Source organism: Bradyrhizobium jicamae (assembly GCF_001440395.1).
Taxonomy (GTDB): domain Bacteria; phylum Pseudomonadota; class Alphaproteobacteria; order Rhizobiales; family Xanthobacteraceae; genus Bradyrhizobium; species Bradyrhizobium jicamae.
In genome coordinates this window covers 57453-73251 of sequence record NZ_LLXZ01000183.1, presented here as the reverse complement: position 1 = coordinate 73251, position 15799 = coordinate 57453, and the positions used below count along the sequence as shown (strand labels likewise).

General features: G+C 64.1%; 18 protein-coding genes and 1 pseudogene. 3 read left to right on the top strand and 16 right to left on the bottom strand.

Annotated features, from left to right (window positions below; genetic code table 11):
• The 6 genes from CQ12_RS46870 to CQ12_RS31040 form a co-directional block, all read right to left on the bottom strand.
• Positions 1 to 170, bottom strand: a 170-nt coding sequence (locus CQ12_RS46870) for a MerR family transcriptional regulator (RefSeq protein WP_245310248.1), incomplete at its 3' end; no start/stop codon positions are given.
• 64 nt (positions 171 to 234) lie between these two features.
• A complete protein-coding gene (locus tag CQ12_RS31060) occupies positions 235 to 564 on the bottom strand; it encodes an integration host factor subunit alpha (RefSeq protein ID WP_057839105.1) in 330 nt (109 codons plus the stop codon).
• 131 nt (positions 565 to 695) lie between these two features.
• Positions 696 to 1673, bottom strand: coding sequence for a beta-ketoacyl-ACP synthase III (locus CQ12_RS31055; RefSeq protein ID WP_057839087.1), 978 nt, complete (start codon positions 1671 to 1673; stop codon positions 696 to 698).
• Positions 1670 to 2725, bottom strand: coding sequence for a phosphate acyltransferase PlsX (plsX, locus tag CQ12_RS31050; RefSeq protein WP_057839086.1), 1056 nt, complete (start codon positions 2723 to 2725; stop codon positions 1670 to 1672). Before plsX ends, CQ12_RS31055 begins: the two co-directional genes overlap by 4 nt.
• 300 nt (positions 2726 to 3025) lie before the next feature.
• Positions 3026 to 3610 carry a YceD family protein gene (locus CQ12_RS31045; RefSeq protein WP_057839085.1) on the bottom strand — a complete coding sequence of 195 codons (585 nt, stop codon included), beginning with the start codon at positions 3608 to 3610 and terminating at the stop codon, positions 3026 to 3028.
• Positions 3607 to 4158: a ubiquinol-cytochrome C chaperone family protein gene (locus tag CQ12_RS31040; RefSeq protein ID WP_057839084.1), complete on the bottom strand. Its 552-nt coding sequence runs from the start codon at positions 4156 to 4158 to the stop codon at positions 3607 to 3609. Before CQ12_RS31040 ends, CQ12_RS31045 begins: the two co-directional genes overlap by 4 nt.
• A 128-nt stretch (positions 4159 to 4286) precedes the next feature.
• Here CQ12_RS31040 and CQ12_RS31035 point away from each other — a divergent pair, with 128 nt between their 5' ends.
• Positions 4287 to 4763, top strand: a complete 477-nt coding sequence (locus CQ12_RS31035) for an outer membrane protein assembly factor BamE (RefSeq protein WP_430642285.1) — start codon at positions 4287 to 4289, stop codon at positions 4761 to 4763.
• Positions 4764 to 4890: 127 nt separating this feature from the next.
• Complete coding sequence (locus CQ12_RS31030; protein ID WP_057839082.1) at positions 4891 to 5895, top strand: Bug family tripartite tricarboxylate transporter substrate binding protein; 1005 nt, start codon at positions 4891 to 4893, stop codon at positions 5893 to 5895.
• A 129-nt stretch (positions 5896 to 6024) separates the two neighbouring features.
• Here the strand turns inward: CQ12_RS31030 and CQ12_RS45305 are convergent, their stop codons facing one another.
• From CQ12_RS45305 to CQ12_RS30985, 10 genes and pseudogenes are all read right to left on the bottom strand, one after another.
• Complete coding sequence (locus CQ12_RS45305; protein WP_187399163.1) at positions 6025 to 6180, bottom strand: hypothetical protein; 156 nt, start codon at positions 6178 to 6180, stop codon at positions 6025 to 6027.
• A 101-nt stretch (positions 6181 to 6281) separates the two neighbouring features.
• The gene (locus tag CQ12_RS31025) at positions 6282 to 8402 is read right to left on the bottom strand and encodes a sodium-translocating pyrophosphatase (RefSeq protein ID WP_057839081.1); all 2121 of its coding nucleotides are present in this window, start codon (positions 8400 to 8402) and stop codon (positions 6282 to 6284) included.
• Positions 8403 to 8645: 243 nt separating this feature from the next.
• Positions 8646 to 9638, bottom strand: coding sequence for a thiamine-phosphate kinase (gene thiL / locus CQ12_RS31020; RefSeq protein ID WP_057839080.1), 993 nt, complete (start codon positions 9636 to 9638; stop codon positions 8646 to 8648).
• Positions 9631 to 10125 carry a transcription antitermination factor NusB gene (gene nusB / locus CQ12_RS31015; RefSeq protein ID WP_057839104.1) on the bottom strand — a complete coding sequence of 165 codons (495 nt, stop codon included), beginning with the start codon at positions 10123 to 10125 and terminating at the stop codon, positions 9631 to 9633. Before nusB ends, thiL begins: the two co-directional genes overlap by 8 nt.
• A gap of 2 nt (positions 10126 to 10127) precedes the next feature.
• The gene (gene ribH / locus CQ12_RS31010) at positions 10128 to 10619 is read right to left on the bottom strand and encodes a 6,7-dimethyl-8-ribityllumazine synthase (protein WP_057839079.1); all 492 of its coding nucleotides are present in this window, start codon (positions 10617 to 10619) and stop codon (positions 10128 to 10130) included.
• 193 nt (positions 10620 to 10812) lie between these two features.
• Positions 10813 to 11421 (bottom strand): riboflavin synthase, encoded by a 609-nt coding sequence (locus tag CQ12_RS31005; protein ID WP_057839078.1) that lies wholly within the window; start codon positions 11419 to 11421, stop codon positions 10813 to 10815.
• Complete coding sequence (gene ribD / locus CQ12_RS31000) at positions 11421 to 12572, bottom strand: bifunctional diaminohydroxyphosphoribosylaminopyrimidine deaminase/5-amino-6-(5-phosphoribosylamino)uracil reductase RibD (protein WP_057839077.1); 1152 nt, start codon at positions 12570 to 12572, stop codon at positions 11421 to 11423. Before ribD ends, CQ12_RS31005 begins: the two co-directional genes overlap by 1 nt.
• Positions 12569 to 13051, bottom strand: a complete 483-nt coding sequence (gene nrdR, locus CQ12_RS30995) for a transcriptional regulator NrdR (protein WP_057839076.1) — start codon at positions 13049 to 13051, stop codon at positions 12569 to 12571. The genes ribD and nrdR overlap by 4 nt, the downstream gene beginning before the upstream one ends.
• A 13-nt stretch (positions 13052 to 13064) precedes the next feature.
• Positions 13065 to 14363: a serine hydroxymethyltransferase gene (glyA, locus tag CQ12_RS30990; RefSeq protein ID WP_057839075.1), complete on the bottom strand. Its 1299-nt coding sequence runs from the start codon at positions 14361 to 14363 to the stop codon at positions 13065 to 13067.
• A gap of 250 nt (positions 14364 to 14613) precedes the next feature.
• Positions 14614 to 15238 (bottom strand): annotated as a pseudogene (locus CQ12_RS30985) (glutathione S-transferase family protein).
• A 299-nt stretch (positions 15239 to 15537) separates the two neighbouring features.
• On the opposite strand from CQ12_RS30985, the gene CQ12_RS30980 reads away from it, so the two are divergent.
• A complete protein-coding gene (locus CQ12_RS30980; protein WP_057839074.1) occupies positions 15538 to 15789 on the top strand; it encodes a hypothetical protein in 252 nt (83 codons plus the stop codon).
• Positions 15790 to 15799 lie beyond the last annotated feature (10 nt).

Here is a 15799-nt window from a genome sequence, read left to right as displayed (position 1 = left end):
CCCTTCAGCAAATCGACGTCGTCGGGGCGGTAGTCCCGCCGCCCGCCGCTTCGCTTCATCGGCTTGATCTGGGCGAACCGCGTCTCCCAGAATCGCAGCACGTGCTGGGGAATGTCGAGCTCTTCAGCGACTTCGCTGATGGTGCGGAACGCATCCGGCGCTTTGTCCAAATGCCACTCCTCTCAACTCATCTGGTTGGTGAAGACGCAGTACTCGCCTTGCTACGCGATCTCGCTAATCGGCCTTGCTTTCGCCGTTGCCCACCGCATGGCCGTTGATGCGCTGCTTCAGAATCGCCGATGGCTTGAACACCATCACACGACGCGGTGAGATCGGCACTTCAGTACCGGTCTTCGGGTTACGTCCGATCCGCTGTCCCTTCTTGCGCACCATGAACGAGCCGAACGACGACAGCTTCACCGTCTCGCCTTTCTCCAGGCAATCGGTGATTTCTTTCAAAACGAGTTCAACAAACGCGGACGATTCCGTTCGCGACAGGCCCACCTTCTGGTAGACCGCCTCGCATAGATCGACACGTGTGACTGTTTTTCCGGTCCCGGTCATCGCCTGCCCCGCACTCTCGGCGAACAAATTTATTGCCTGAAATTAGGAGGTTAGCTCGCAATGGTCAACAGCGAGCATCATGCAGACGCATGAAGACGGCCACAATTTTAATCGGCGGTTTTACCCGGCGCTTACCAGCGCACGAGGGCGGAACCCCAGGTGAAGCCGCCGCCCATGGCTTCAAACAGCACCAGATCGCCCTTCTTCACGCGCCCGTCCTTGACGGCAACCGAAAGCGCCAGCGGAATCGACGCCGCCGAAGTATTGCCGTGCTGATCCACGGTCAGCACCACCTTCTGCGGCGCAATATGAAGCTTGTGCGCTGAAGCATCGATGATTCGCTTGTTGGCCTGGTGCGGAATGAACCAGTCGATGTCCTCGGCGCTGGTTCCCGTCGCATTGAAGGCGTCCACGATCACGTCCGTGATCATGCCGACCGCGTGCTTGAACACTTCGCGCCCTTCCATCCGGAGATGCCCGACGGTCTGGGTGCTGGAAGGACCGCCGTCGACGAACAACTTTGCCTTGTGCCGGCCGTCCGAGCGCAGATGCGTCGTCAGCACGCCGCGGTCGGAAGGCAGGCCCGGCTGGTCCTGCGCCTCGAGCACGATCGCACCCGCGCCATCGCCGAACAGCACGCAGGTGCCGCGGTCGTTCCAGTCGAGAATGCGCGAGAAGGTTTCGGCGCCGATCACCAGCGCACGCTTGTAGGCGCCTGAGCGCAGGAAATTGTCGGCGGTGGCGAGCGCGAAGACGAAGCCGGAGCACACCGCCTGCAGATCGAAGGCGGCGCCATGGTGGATCCCGAGCTCATTCTGGACCGCAACCGCGCTCGCCGGAAAGGTGTTGTCCGGCGTCGAGGTCGCCAGCACGATCAGGTCGATCGCCTGGGCGTCGAGGCCGGCATGCTCCAGCGCTGCGCGCGCGGCGTTGACCGCCAGGTGCGAGGTGAACTCGCCCTCGGCCGCGATATGCCGCTCCCGGATGCCGGTACGCTGCACGATCCACTCGTCCGACGTATCTATACGGGCGGCGAGTTCCGCATTGGTCAGCACCTTCTGCGGCAGATAAGAGCCGCAGCCCAGTACGACCGAACGTTTCGCAGTCACGAGACAGCCTCCTGCGCGGTCTGTGCCAGCGCACTACCGTCGCTATTTATCATCTGAGTGATCTTGGTGAGGAGATCGCAGCGGACCATCTCATAGCCAACGTCGACTGCGTACGCAAAGCCTTCGGAGTTGGTTCCGCCATGGCTTTTGACAACCAACCCTTTCAGTCCAAGCAGCATACCACCATTGGATTTATTGGGGTCCATCTTGGCGCGCAGCGCCTGAAAGGCGCCGCGGGCAAGGAGATAGCCGATACGTCTCAGCCAGTTTTGCGTCAGGGCGTTACGCAGGAATTCCGACATCTGCCGCGCGGTCCCTTCGGCCGCCTTCAGCGCGATATTGCCGGAAAAGCCTTCGGTCACGACCACATCGACCGCTCCCCTGCCGATGTCATCGCTCTCGACGAAGCCGACATAATTGAGCTGCGGCAGCTTCATCGCCCGCAACCGCTCCGCCGCCTCACGGATTTCCTCGTGTCCCTTCATCTCTTCACGGCCGATATTGAGCAGCCCGACGGTCGGACGCTCGATGTTGAACAGAACGCTCGCCATCGCGCCGCCCATCTCCGCCAGCGACACCAGATGGTGAGCATCGCCACCGATCGATGCGCCGAGATCGAGCACGACGGTATCGCCGCGCACGGTCGGCCAAAGCGCCGCGATTGCCGGACGGTCGATGCCGGGCAGTGTGCGCAAGTGGAGCCGCGCCATCGCCATGAGCGCACCGGTGTTGCCGGCGGAAACCACGACATCCGCCTCGCCCCGCTTTACCGCATCGATCGCAAGCCACATCGAGGAGGTCTTGCGGCCGCGCCGCAGCGCGTGGCTCGGCTTGTCGTCATTGCTGATCGCCACGTCGGTATGGATAACGCGCGAAGCCGCCTTCAGTGCGGGGTGTTTCGCCAATTCTGCGTCGATCAGCTTGCTGTCGCCATAAAGCAGGAATTCGCTATCGGGATGCCGTTTCAAAGAGATTGCGGCGCCGGGAATGACGACCGATGCGCCGACATCGCCGCCCATGGCGTCAAGCGCGATTCGAACCTTTTGCGGCATGAATGTCCCGGAAACCTGATCTCTCGCGGCCCTCGTAGAGCCGGCCGCGCACTGGAATGGCACCGCCTACGCGGCGCTCGGCGAAACGCAACCCGCGCCCCCGTCGGGCCGCGACAATAGCGTTTCCGCGCCCCGACACAACCTCTTGGCCACCCTCTTTTGGCGAAAGGGAAGCTGTGTGGCCCGAAATCAAGAAGGCAAGATATAGTTAGACAAATCAATGCCTTACGGGGTATTTTTGAGCGGCCATCAGAGCTGCCTCAAATTGGCGGCAGCCTCGCCAGGCACTTTAACTGCCGGCTACTTGCCTTTGGGCTTCCTGGAGCGAGGTTTTTTCGGCTCTACCTTGAGCGCCTTCAGCGCCGCGAACGGATGATCTTCGGGATCGGCGGCTTCAACCACCGGCTCGAATACGGCTCCGGGCTTGCGCGGATAGGGATCGACCGCGAGATACAACGCATCAGTGGCAACCCTGCCGAGGTCGATCATGCCGTTCTCGATCGGCTCGGGCGGATCGGGCGTCTCCTCGTCGCTCTCCTCGGCCTCGTCGACCAGCGCGGCCATCTGCGGGATCTGCTCGGGCGGCGCGAAGATCAGATCAATCGGCTCATCGATGTCGTTCTCGATCTCCTCCAGCGTGACCACGCAGGTCTGGCCGATGCGTGCCCGCACGTGGCCGGCGACGTGGAAGCGGCCGCCGCTCTTTGGCGTGACGTCGAACGTGGCCTGCGCCGACAGCACTTCCCGCAGGCCTCCCATTTCGGCCATCGCGTTACGGATAGCCTGATCGGCCTCGATGTCGCGATGCAGGCCCGTCTCGGGGATCTGCGCGACGGCAACGGGAACGCGCCACGGGTCGGGCTTCTCTGTGCCGGTCTTGTTCATGGCTGTGCGCCCGCCTTCTCCGGCACGGGAAACCTGGCCGAACCGCTCAGCAGCGTCGCCTCGTCAAAGCCATCCAGGGTGATGATCGCCGATTCGGCATAGGCGGCAAGCAGCCGGGCCTTTTCGATGTGCTCGCCGTTCAGGATATTCTTGCACATTGCTTGCGCCAGCGCCTCTCGGCCCTCGGTCAGCGCCATGTCATAGGCCGCCGTCCGGCCATAGAAGGCCTCGCCGAAGGCCTGCATCCGTTTCGGCACCTTGAGGTCACTGACCCCCATCTCGCGCAGATTATCGTCCATATCGTTGCAAAAATGGTCGAACAGCCCCTGCGACAGGGCCGTGGTCCCCTCGACCGATTTCAACCGCCGGAGGATCAGCCACAAATGGACCAGAAGCAGGTCAAAACGGCCGTTAACCGTGTCCGGAACCCCAAAGTCCCGATAAAACAACGGTTCTCGCGCCTGCGTCACGATCATGCCATAGATGGCCTCGATGGTGCCGCGCAACGGCGGCCGGGGTTTCCTGAAGTGATTGAACGGCCAAAGCATTGTGGGTTCCGCGAGCGAGCCTTCCAGATTCTTTGCCCGGAGCCCGCATGTTGCAATCCAGCGTTCTGCCCGGTACGTCAACGCACCGCGCGATGCAAGAGGATGGGCTAATTCCTGACATGACGAAAATGAGCCACCTGAGCACCAGCGTGCCCTCGCCGTGCCGCCTGTCCGCACGCCGGCGCGGTTTTCGCGCGGCGGCAGCCGTGGCATTGGTCTGCGCGGCGCTGGCCGGATGCACCGGCGAGCAGTTCCAGAAGGGCTATATCCTGCCGCCCAACGCGCTGGAGCAGATTCCGATCGGCGCCAGCCAGGATCAGGTGCTGATCGTGATGGGAACGCCGTCCACGGTGGCGACCCTGAACGGCGAGGTGTTCTATTACATCTCGCAGCGCTCCGAGCGCAAAGTCGCCTTCATGAATCAGCAGGTCGTCGACCAGCGCGTGATCGCGATCTATTTCGACAAGAACCGCCAGGTGCAGCGGCTTGCCAATTACGGCTTGCAGGACGGCAAGATCTTCGACTTCATCAGCCGCACCACGCCCACCTCCGGCCAGGAGCTCAGCTACCTGACGCCGCTGTTCAAGCTGCTCAGCTTCAACTAGAGCCCGGTAAGCTCAAATTCACTCTGTTCCGTGGCGCGGAAATCCTGCGCCAAGTCGCCCGCTTGCTCTCCGCGTGCGCGCTGCCTACGGTCCCTGCCAACAAGAATCCAAAGCAGGGAGTGAACTTGTGACGATTAAAGCTATTTCTCGACGCCGCGTTTTGACCGGAGCTGCAGCCGTTTCGGCGGCGGCAATCTTGCCGCGCTCGAGCTTCGGCTCCGACTGGCGCCCGACCGAGACCGTGCGTCTCATCGTACCGGCAGCGGCCGGCGGCAGCACCGACGTGATGGGACGGTTGCTGGCTGCGCATCTGCAGACCGCGTGGGGCCAATCTGCCGTTGTCGAAAATCGCTCCGGCGGCGGCGGCACCATCGGCACCGCCGAAGCCGTGCGAGGCAAGGCTGATGGCCACGTCATCCTGGTCGGCAATCCCGGTCCGAACGCGATCGCCTACAGCATCTTCCGCAACATGACCTACAAGGCCGATCAGTTGCAGCCGGTCAGCAACATGATCCGGATTCCGAACATCGTGTCGGCGCATCCGTCGACCGGCATCAAGTCGATCCCAGAGTTGATCGCCTACATCAAGGCCAATCCGGACAAGCTGACCTACGGCTCCTCCGGTGTCGGGCAGAGCCCTCACCTCACCGGCGCCTGGTTCCTGCAACTCACAGGCCTGAAGATGGTGCATGTGCCGTTCCGCGGCGCGGGCCCGGCGCTGCAGGCGGCGCTGGCCGGCGACATCCAGATCCTGTTCGACAACCTCTATCCCACGCTGCCGCAGACCCAGGAAGGCAAGCTCACCGCGCTTTGCGTGACGACGCCCGAACGTACCCCGGCGGCGCCCAACATCCCGACCATGCGCGAGGGCGTGCCCGAGCTTGCGAAGTTCGACGTCTCCTCCTGGTTCGGCATCTTCCTGCCGAAGGCCGCGCCCGCTCCCGCCGTCGAGGCGCTCAACAAGGAGATCAAGGCGATGCTGGCGCGCGATGACGTCAAGAAGACCATCGGCAATATGGGCGCCACCGCCGACTGGGGCACGCCGCAGCAGTTCTCTGACTTCGTGCAGGCCGAGACGGCAAAGTTCGGCGAGATCATCAAGCGCGAAGGCCTGCAGATGGACGTGAATTGATCGCGTAATTCGCGTAGCCCGGATGTGCGCAGCGATATCCGGGACATCCAATAAACCCCGCGGCCCGCGCGCCGCGGGGTTTCTTCGTTTCGATCCGACGGGCGGAGATGGATCGCTACGCATAATTCCCTAGGACGATTTGTTGATCTTCTTGACCTTCGCGTCAGTGGCTTCAATTGACAAAGCCAGTTCCAGAATGGCCTTGGACAGCAACTCGATGGCCTCCTTCTGGTCCTGCGACTTGGAGGCGCGAAGTGCATAATTCCGGGCAGATGAGAGCGACATAGATTGGTCTCCGTGTTGTCCGCATACAGCGAACGAGTTTCATGCCAAGCAAAAACCCCGCGGCTCGCACCGCGGGGTTTTCGTTTCGATCAGCTCGCCGCTCAGTGCGCCAGGATTGCCAGCAGCAGCAGCGCCACGATGTTGGTGATCTTGATCATCGGGTTGACGGCGGGACCCGCCGTATCCTTGTAGGGATCGCCGACGGTGTCGCCGGTCACCGCCGCCTTGTGGGCGTCGGAGCCCTTGCCGCCGTAGTGGCCGTCCTCGATGTACTTCTTGGCGTTGTCCCAGGCGCCGCCGCCCGAGGTCATCGAGATCGCGACGAACAGGCCGGTCACGATCACGCCGAGCAGCATGGCGCCGACGGCGGAGAACGCCGCCGACTTGCCGGCTGCACCACCACCCGCGATCGCGTAGATCGCGAAGTAGACGAAGATCGGCGACAGCACCGGCAGCAGCGACGGGATGATCATTTCCTTGATCGCCGCCTTGGTCAGCAGGTCGACGGCCTTGCCGTAGTCCGGCTTGTCGGTGCCCTGCATGATGCCGGGCTTCTCGCGGAACTGACGGCGCACTTCCTCAACGATCGCGCCGGCTGCACGGCCGACCGCGGTCATGCCCATCGCGCCAAACAGATACGGCAGCAGGCCGCCGAACAGCAGGCCGACCACCACGTAGGGGTTGTTGAGCGAGAAGTCGGGCAGCACACCCTGGAAGTACGGAAACTTCGCAGCATTGGCGATGAAGAACTTGAGGTCTTCATTGTAGGCCGCGAACAGCACCAGCGCGCCGAGACCGGCAGAACCGATCGCGTAGCCCTTGGTGACCGCCTTGGTGGTGTTGCCGACCGCATCGAGCGCGTCGGTCGACTTGCGGACTTCCTTCGGCAGGCCTGCCATTTCGGCGATGCCGCCGGCATTGTCCGTGACCGGGCCGAAGGCGTCGAGGGCGACGATCATGCCTGCCAGCGCCAGCATCGTCGCGGTGGCAATCGCGATGCCGAACAGGCCGGCAAGGCTGTAGGTGATGAGGATGCCGGCGATGATGACGATCGCGGGCATCGCGGTCGCTTCCATCGAGATCGCCAGGCCCTGGATCACGTTGGTGCCATGGCCGGTGACCGAGGACGACGCAATCGACTTCACCGGGCGATAGTCGGTGCCGGTGTAGTATTCGGTGATCCAGATGATCAGACCGGTGACGGCAAGACCGACGACGCCGCACCAGAACAGCGCCATACCGGTGAACTTCACACCCTCCAGCGGGCCGAACCCGATCAGCCAGTGAATGACGGCGGCAACGCCGAGCAGCGACAGGACGCCGGTTGCGATCAGGCCCTTGTACAGCGCGCCCATGATCGACTGGCTGGCGCCGAGCTTGACGAAGAAGGTGCCGATGATCGAGGTGATGATGCAGACGCCGCCGATGGCGAGCGGCAGGGTCATCATGTTCACCAGCAGCGGCGAGTTCGCGAAGAAGATCGCGGCGAGAACCATGGTGGCGACCGCGGTCACCGCATAGGTCTCGAACAGGTCGGCCGCCATGCCGGCGCAGTCACCGACGTTGTCGCCGACGTTGTCGGCGATGGTCGCCGGGTTGCGCGGATCGTCCTCGGGAATACCGGCCTCGACCTTGCCGACGAGGTCGCCGCCGACGTCCGCACCCTTGGTGAAGATGCCGCCGCCGAGACGGGCAAAGATCGAGATCAGCGAGGCGCCGAAGCCGAGCGCCACCAGCGCGTCGACGACGACGCGGTCATTGGCCTTCAGCCCCATGATCTGGGTGAGATAGGCGAAATAGATGGTGACGCCGAGCAGCGCGAGGCCGGCCACCAGAAGGCCGGTGATCGCGCCCGCCTTGAAGGCCAGTTCAAGGCCGCCGGCCAGCGAAGTGGTCGCCGCCTGCGCGGTGCGCACGTTGGCACGGACCGAAACGTTCATGCCGATGAAGCCGGCGGCGCCCGACAGCACGGCGCCGACCAGGAAGCCGATCGCAACCAGCATGCCCAGGAAGTAGGCCAGCAGCGCGAAGATCACGACGCCGACCATAGCGATCGTCATGTACTGGCGCTTGAGATAGGCCTGCGCGCCTTCGGCCACCGCCGCCGCAATTTCCTGCATGCGCGGATTGCCGGCGTCCGACTTCAGAACCGAAGACGTGGCCCAGATGGCGTAAAGAATCGAAAGCGCTCCGCAGAGCACAATCACCCACAATGCTGTCATTGAATTTGCCTCAGATGCTCGTTTCCGCCCCACGCCATCCCGCGAGCGCGGCCGGCGCATTATTTAGGAAGTCTACCCTCCCCAAAAGGGTGACCTCAAATCGGCGGGACCTTGCCAAAATCGCCTTCCCGGCGCAACGCCACCTGGGGCAAAAACCGTCTAATTTTGAAAGGAATCACCGGTAATCAGTCTAAAAATTTGCCGCGCGGCGGGACCACCGCGGAAGGCGCAGCCTGCCTGCCGTCAGAAGTGGCTGTAGGACAGCCGCTCCAGCGCGAGTTCTTTGCCCGCCTTGTCGACGAACTTCGGGGCGGCGCTCCCCGCCACCACCGTTCCGATGGAACCGACAGGTATGCCGGCGCGCCGCGCAGCCTGCGCGAATGCGTCGACGCGGTCCTCCGGCACGGTGCACAGGATCTCGTAGTCGTCGCCGCCGGCCAGCAATGTTTCCATTCCAACAATGCCGCGTGACACCAGATCCGCTGCCGGGCCGGACAGCGGGACTTGCTGCAGGTCAATCACGGCCGAGATGCCCGACACGCCGCAGAGCTTTGTGAGATCACCGGCGAGGCCATCGGAAACGTCCATCGACGCGCTGGCGAATTCGCTGATGATCTCGGCCATCGCCAGGCGCGGTTGTGGCACGCGATAGCGACCGACCAGCAGCTCCCGCACGGCATTATCGGTGGCGGCGTGAATCTGCCCGCCCTTGAGGATTGCCAGCCCCAGCGCGGCGTCGCCGATCGTGCCCGTCACCATCACCCGCTCGCCAGCCTTGGCCCCGCTGCGATGAACCATCCTGCCCGGCGGCACGCGGCCGAAGGCGGTGACCGAGATCATCAGCGGTCCCGGCGTCGACACGGTGTCACCGCCGAGCAGCGGACAGCCGAACTGCACAGCGTCCTCGCCGAGCGCTGCCGCGAACGGCTTTAGCCAGGCTTCGTCGGTACTGCGGAGCGCCAGGGCCAGCACGAACCCAGCGGGCTTGGCCCCCTTCGCCGCGAGATCGCTGAGGTTTACCCGCAGCGCCTTGCGCGCGACGGTCTCGGGCGGATCGTCGGGCAGAAAATGCACGCCTTCGACGATGGCATCCACCGTCACCACGATGTCGTTGCCATCGGGCCTCAGCGCGGCGGCGTCGTCGTCGAGGCGGAAAGCGCCGGGATCGGTTGCAAGCGGCCGGAAGTAGCGCGCGATCAGCGAGTCCTCGCTGGACGCGGGTTTGGCGCTACCCACGCGCGAACTCGTCGGAGCGGAACTGGCGCGCGATCTGGTCGAGCACGGCGTTGACCATGCCGGTCTCGTCCTTTTCGACGAAGGCATGCGCGACGTCGACATATTCGGATACGACCACGCGGCCCGGCACGTCCTTGCGGTGCTCCAGCTCGTAGGAGCCGGCGCGCAGCACCGCGCGCAAGATCGCGTCGATCCGCTTTAGCGGCCAGCCCTTCTGCAACGCATCGTCGATCAGGGGATCGAGCCTAGCCTGGTCGCGGACCACGCCCGATACCACGTCGCGGAAAAACGCGGCCTCCGCCGGCAGATATTTGTCGCCCTCGACCTCGTTGCCGAGCCAGTGGCTCTCGAACTCGGCGAAGATGTCGTTGATCCCTGCGCCCGCGATATCCATCTGGTACAGCGCCTGCACGGCGGCCAGCCGCGCCGCGCCACGGCGGTTGGCTTTCTTGTCGGGACTTTTCGCGGGCTTTTTCTGATCCGCCATCATCAGACCTTTGCCAGCCGGCGTTTGATCCGCAGCATCGCCAGCGCCGCGCGCGCGGCGTCGCCGCCCTTGTTGAGTTCGCTGGCCCGCGCCCTCGCCCAGGCCTGCTCGTCGGTATTCACCGTAATGATGCCGTTGCCGAGCGGCATCTTGCGCGCGACCGCCAGATCCATCAGCGCGCGGGAGGATTCGATCGAGACAATCTCGAAATGGATGGTGTCGCCGCGCACCACGCAACCGAGCGCGATCGCTGCGTCATAGGGCTTGCCGTTCCTGTCGGCGGCATCGAGCGCGATCGCGATTGCGGCCGGAATCTCCAGCGCGCCGGGAACCGTGATGACATCATGCGTTACGCCGGCGGCCTTCAGCTCGGCAACCGCACCTTCGAGCAGCGCATCCTGGATATCGTCATAGAATCGCGCCTCGACGATCAGCGCGCGCGCGCCTGATATGTCGGTCTGGTCCTTCAGCGGTGCGCGCCGTGCGTCTGCCATCGTTCAATCCGTTTCACTCTGATACTTGCGCGTTATGTAGTCGCCGCGGGTGGCTAAGCCAAGCACGAACTCTAGACGTCGTCATTCCGGGATGGTCCGAAGGACCAGACCCGGAATCTCGAGATTCTCAGGGGCGCAAGGGGCGCCCCATAGTTCGATGCTAACGCATCGCCCCGGAATGACGGCTGCGCCGTCACTTCATTTCCGACAGCCGCGCCGCATAGCGGGCCATCAGGTCGACCTCGATATTGACCTCGCTGCCTGCCGCCCAGCCGCTGAGCGTGGTGACGCCAAGCGTATGCGGGATGATCAGCACCGAAAATGTGACATCCTCGACCGTGTTCACGGTCAGCGATACGCCATCCAGCGTCACCGAGCCCTTGGCGGCGATGAAGCGGGCCAGTTCGCGCGTCGTACGCAGTTCGAACCGGGCCATATCGGGCAGATCGTCACGCCTGACGACGGTCGCAATACCGTCGGCATGGCCCGCAACAATATGGCCGCCGAGTTCGTCACCGATCTTCAGCGCCCGCTCGAGGTTGAGCTTGGTGCCCTTGACCCAATGCTTCGCCGTGGTCATGCCGAGCGTTTCCGCGGCCGCATCGACGTCGAACCAGGTCTTGCCGCCTTCGACGCCGGAGGCGACTACCGTCAGGCAGACGCCGTTGCAGGCGATCGAGGCGCCGTCGGCGATGGTCGTCTGGTCGTAGCGGCAGGCAATCCGCATGCGGTGCAATTGCCCCTGCGCCGTTGGCGTGAGGGCCGTGATCTCGCCGATGTCGGTGACAATTCCGGTGAACATTAAACGCGCTCGTAAACAGTGAGAGTGTCTTGGCCGAGTGGTTCGCTAGCACGTGTCTTGAACGCGGGCGACCCGGTGATTGCCGAGAGCGGCAATGCGCCCAGCGCGGGAATACCGTCAGCGCCGATCTTGTCAGGGCCTCGCAACAGCCAGATTTCATCGACCAAGCCTGCGGCGACAAAGGAGGATGCGACCCGCGATCCGCCCTCCACCATCAGCCGCGTGATGCCCTTTTCCGACAGCGCGCACAGGACCGCCGGCAAGTCCAGTCCGGGCGGTTTGGCGGAGGCGGCGACGCGCACCACCTGCGCACTAGCGGCGCCGAGCTTCATGGCCGCAGGGGCGTCGGCGAAATCGGAGGTCATCACCCAGAGCGGCGTCTGCCGTGCGGACTGAACCAGCTTGCTGGTGCCGGGCAGCCGCAGCGCACGATCCAGCACCACCCGCACCGGCGAAACGCCTTCCATCCCGGGCAATCGGCAGGTCAGCAGCGGATCGTCCGCCAGCACGGTGCCGATCCCAACCAGGATGGCATCGCATTGTGCGCGCAACAGATGCACGCGTGCCTTCGCTGCCTCACCGGTGATCGCGACCGGCTTGTGGCCGGCGGCACCTATCTTGTCGTCCGCCGAGACGGCGAGTTTGAGGATTACATGCGGGCGCTTGTCGCGGATGCGGCGGAAGTGTCCGGCGTGGTCGCGTGCGGCTTCCTCAGCGCCGAGGCCGACATCGACTGATATCCCGGCGGCCCGAAGTTTTGCGTGCCCCTGCCCGGCCACTTCGGGATTGGGGTCCTCGATCGCCGAGACCACGCGCGCGATGCCGGAGGCGATCACGGCGTCGACACAGGGCGGCGATTTGCCGAAATGGGAGCATGGTTCGAGCGTCACATAGAGCGTGGCGCCGCGCGCGGCCTCGCCGGCGCGCTTCAACGCCTCGGGCTCGGCATGCGGCCGGCCGCCGGGTTGGGTCCAGCCGCGGCCGACGATGACGCCGTCCTTCACCACGATCGCGCCAACGGCCGGGTTCGGCCAGGTCCGCCCCAGCCCGCGACGGCCGAGCGAAAGCGCAAGCTGCATGAAGCGCTGGTCCGCGGCTTTGGTCTCCCTGAGTTTCTGCCCGTACTGGTCTTCCAGAATGCGGAAGATCATTTGCGTAACGTGGCGACCCGCGCGTCGTCTTCGCCGGTGAGTTCGCCGAGCACGGTCTCGAAATCCTTGGCCTCGCGGAAATTGCGGTAGACGGAGGCGAAGCGCACATAGGCGACGTCGTCGAGCTGACGCAGATGCTCCATCACGATCTCGCCGATCGCCTCCGAGGAGACTTCCGCCTCGCCGCCGCTTTCGAGCTCGCGCACGATGGCGGAAACCATCTTCTCGACCCTTTCAGGGTCGACCGGGCGCTTGCGCAGACTGATCTGCAGCGAGCGGACCAGCTTGTCGCGGTCGAACGGCACCCGGCGGCCGTTGCGCTTGATGACCGTCAACTCGCGCAACTGCACCCGCTCGAAGGTGGTGAAACGAAAGTTGCAGGCGATGCACACCCGCCGTCGCCGGATCACGGCCGAATCCTCGGTCGGCCGCGAATCCTTCACCTGTGTATCGAGACTGTTGCAGCTCGGACAGCGCATCCACTCGCGTCCTTTACTGATAGATCGGGAAGCGGTCGGTGAGTGCCTTCACGCGTTCCTTGATGGCGGCTTCCACCAGCGGCGCCTTGCCGTCTTCAGACTGCGCCAGCGCGTTGAGCACTTCGGCGATCATGCCGCCGACCTGCTTGAATTCGGCTACGCCAAAACCGCGCGTGGTCGCCGCCGGCGTGCCGAGACGCAGGCCGGAGGTGACGAACGGCTTTTCGGGATCGAACGGAATACCGTTCTTGTTGCAGGTGATGGCAGCGCGCACCAGCGCCTTTTCCGAGACGTTGCCCTTCAGGCCCTTCGGCCTGAGGTCGACGAGCATCAGATGGTTGTCGGTGCCGCCGGAAACGATATCGAGGCCGTGGCCGCGCAGCGTTTCCGCCAGCGCCTTGGCGTTTTCGACGACGTTCTTGGCGTAGACCTTGAAGTCCGGCCGCAGCGCCTCGGCGAACGCCACTGCCTTGGCGGCGATGACATGCATCAGGGGACCACCCTGCAGGCCCGGGAAGATCGCCGAATTCAGCTTCTTGGCGATCGCCTCGTCGTTGCACAGGATCAGGCCGCCGCGCGGGCCGCGCAACGATTTATGCGTGGTGGTGGTGGTGACGTGGGCATGCGGCACCGGCGAGGCATGGACACCGCCGGCGACGAGGCCGGCGAAATGCGCCATGTCGACCAGGAGATAGGCGCCGACAGAGTCCGCGATCTCGCGGAAGCGCTTGAAGTCCCATGCGCGCGAATAGGCCGATCCGCCTGCGATGATCAGCTTCGGCTTCACCTGCTCGGCCTGCTTGGCCACCGCGTCCATGTCGATGATCTGGTCCTCGCGCCGCACCGTGTAGTGCGAAGCCTTGAACCACTTGCCGGACATGTTGACCGGCGAGCCGTGGGTCAGATGGCCGCCGGCGGCGAGATCGAGGCCCATGAAGGTGTCGCCGGGCTGCAGCAGCGCCAGAAACGCCGCCTGGTTCATCTGGCTGCCGGAGTTCGGCTGGACGTTGGCGAACTGCGCGCCGAACAGCTTCTTGGCGCGCTCGATCGCCAGCGTCTCGGCAACATCGACCCATTCGCAACCGCCATAGTACCGCGCGCCCGGATAGCCTTCCGCGTATTTGTTGGTCATCACCGAACCCTGCGCTTCCAGCACGGCCCGGCTGACGATGTTTTCGGAGGCGATCAGCTCGATCTCATGGCGCTGACGGCCGAGTTCGCCCTTGATCGCGGCGGCGATTTCCGGGTCGGCCTGGGCAACGCTGGCCGTGAAGAACGAGTCGGGCGCGGAGGCGGTCTTGGCGCTGGTCATTGGGCGGAATATCTCCACCGCCGCAGGCCCTTAGGGGCGTAGCGGGCGGTCTGGTGTGGCGGTCGAAAGAAGCGCCTGCGAGATACCACATCCGGGCCGGAATGGCCAAGCATTTGCGGTATCCCGCTGGTATTTATGCCAGATATGGTGGGGATGTAAGGGTTCCAAGGGGGACCCCGCCCGGGCGCCTTGAACCCCCGCAACCGTCATTCCGGGGCGCGAAGCGAACCCGGAATGACCGCCAGCTTCCTCACGCAAACCGGTACGGCCCGCCCTCGGCGACCGAGCGCTGGAACGCCGGGCGGGCGTGCATGCGCGCCAGCCAGGCGGCGAGGTTCGGATAGGGGCCGAGCTTGTCGAACACTTTGGCCATCTCGCCGACGAAGCTCATCTGGATGTCGGCGCCGGTCAGCGACGGGCCGACGAAGAACTCCCGCCCCTTCAGCGCACCGTCGACATAGCCGAGGTGGTTCGCGAGTTCGCTGTCGATGCGCGGATGCAGGGGCGCGCCCGCCTCCTTCAGCCGGCCGACATAGAGGTTCAGCATCAGCGGCAGCATCGCCGAGCCTTCGGAATAATGCAGCCACTCATTGTAGGCCTCAAAGTCGGCGCTGCCGGGCGCCGGCATCATCGCGCCCTTGCCGTAGCGGCGGATGATGTGATCGACGATGGCACCGGATTCGGCGATCGTGGCGTCGCCGTCGGTGATGACAGGCGATTTGCCGAGCGGGTGAACCGCTTTCAACTCCGGCGGTGCGAGCCGGGTCTCGGCGTTGCGCTGATAGCGCTTGATCTCGTGCGGAAGCCCGAGCTCTTTCCAGCAGCCACAGGATCCGCTGCGAGCGGGAATCGTTGAGATGGTGGAGTGTGAGCATGGGGTTTCCTGTTTGTTGTTGGTGCGGTTCGCTTGAGATTGTCATTGCAAGCGAAGTGAAGCAATCGCAGACCGTAGGATGGGTGGAGCCAACGGGTCCGGCCTTCGGCCGGCCCGATGATAAACTCCGCGATACCCATCAATGCCACCAAGACTGCGCATGTCGTGATGGGTTTCGCTGCGCTCCACCCATCCTACGGTCACCACGCCGTTTCGCCGGCCCTTGCGTGAACCAGATCACATGCTGGCGCTTCGACTGCGCCTATAACCGATCGGGGGCTGACAGATGGATTTTCCAAGATGGCTAGCTCATTCCCACCGAACGAACGCAAGGCCAAGACCCGGCACGTGCTGATGACGGCCTTCCTCATCTACGGCACGATGGTCGTCGGCCTGCTCGGATACTTTATCGTCTTTCCCGATACGAGCACCCAGGGGACGCAAGGACAAGGCGCGCCCCTCCAGACTGCAGCGAAGGCTGTGAGATACGAGGCCGTGATCGCCAACTGGAACCGCTATCGCAACAGGGACGCGCGGGCGGAAGCGCGATAATCGAACCCGC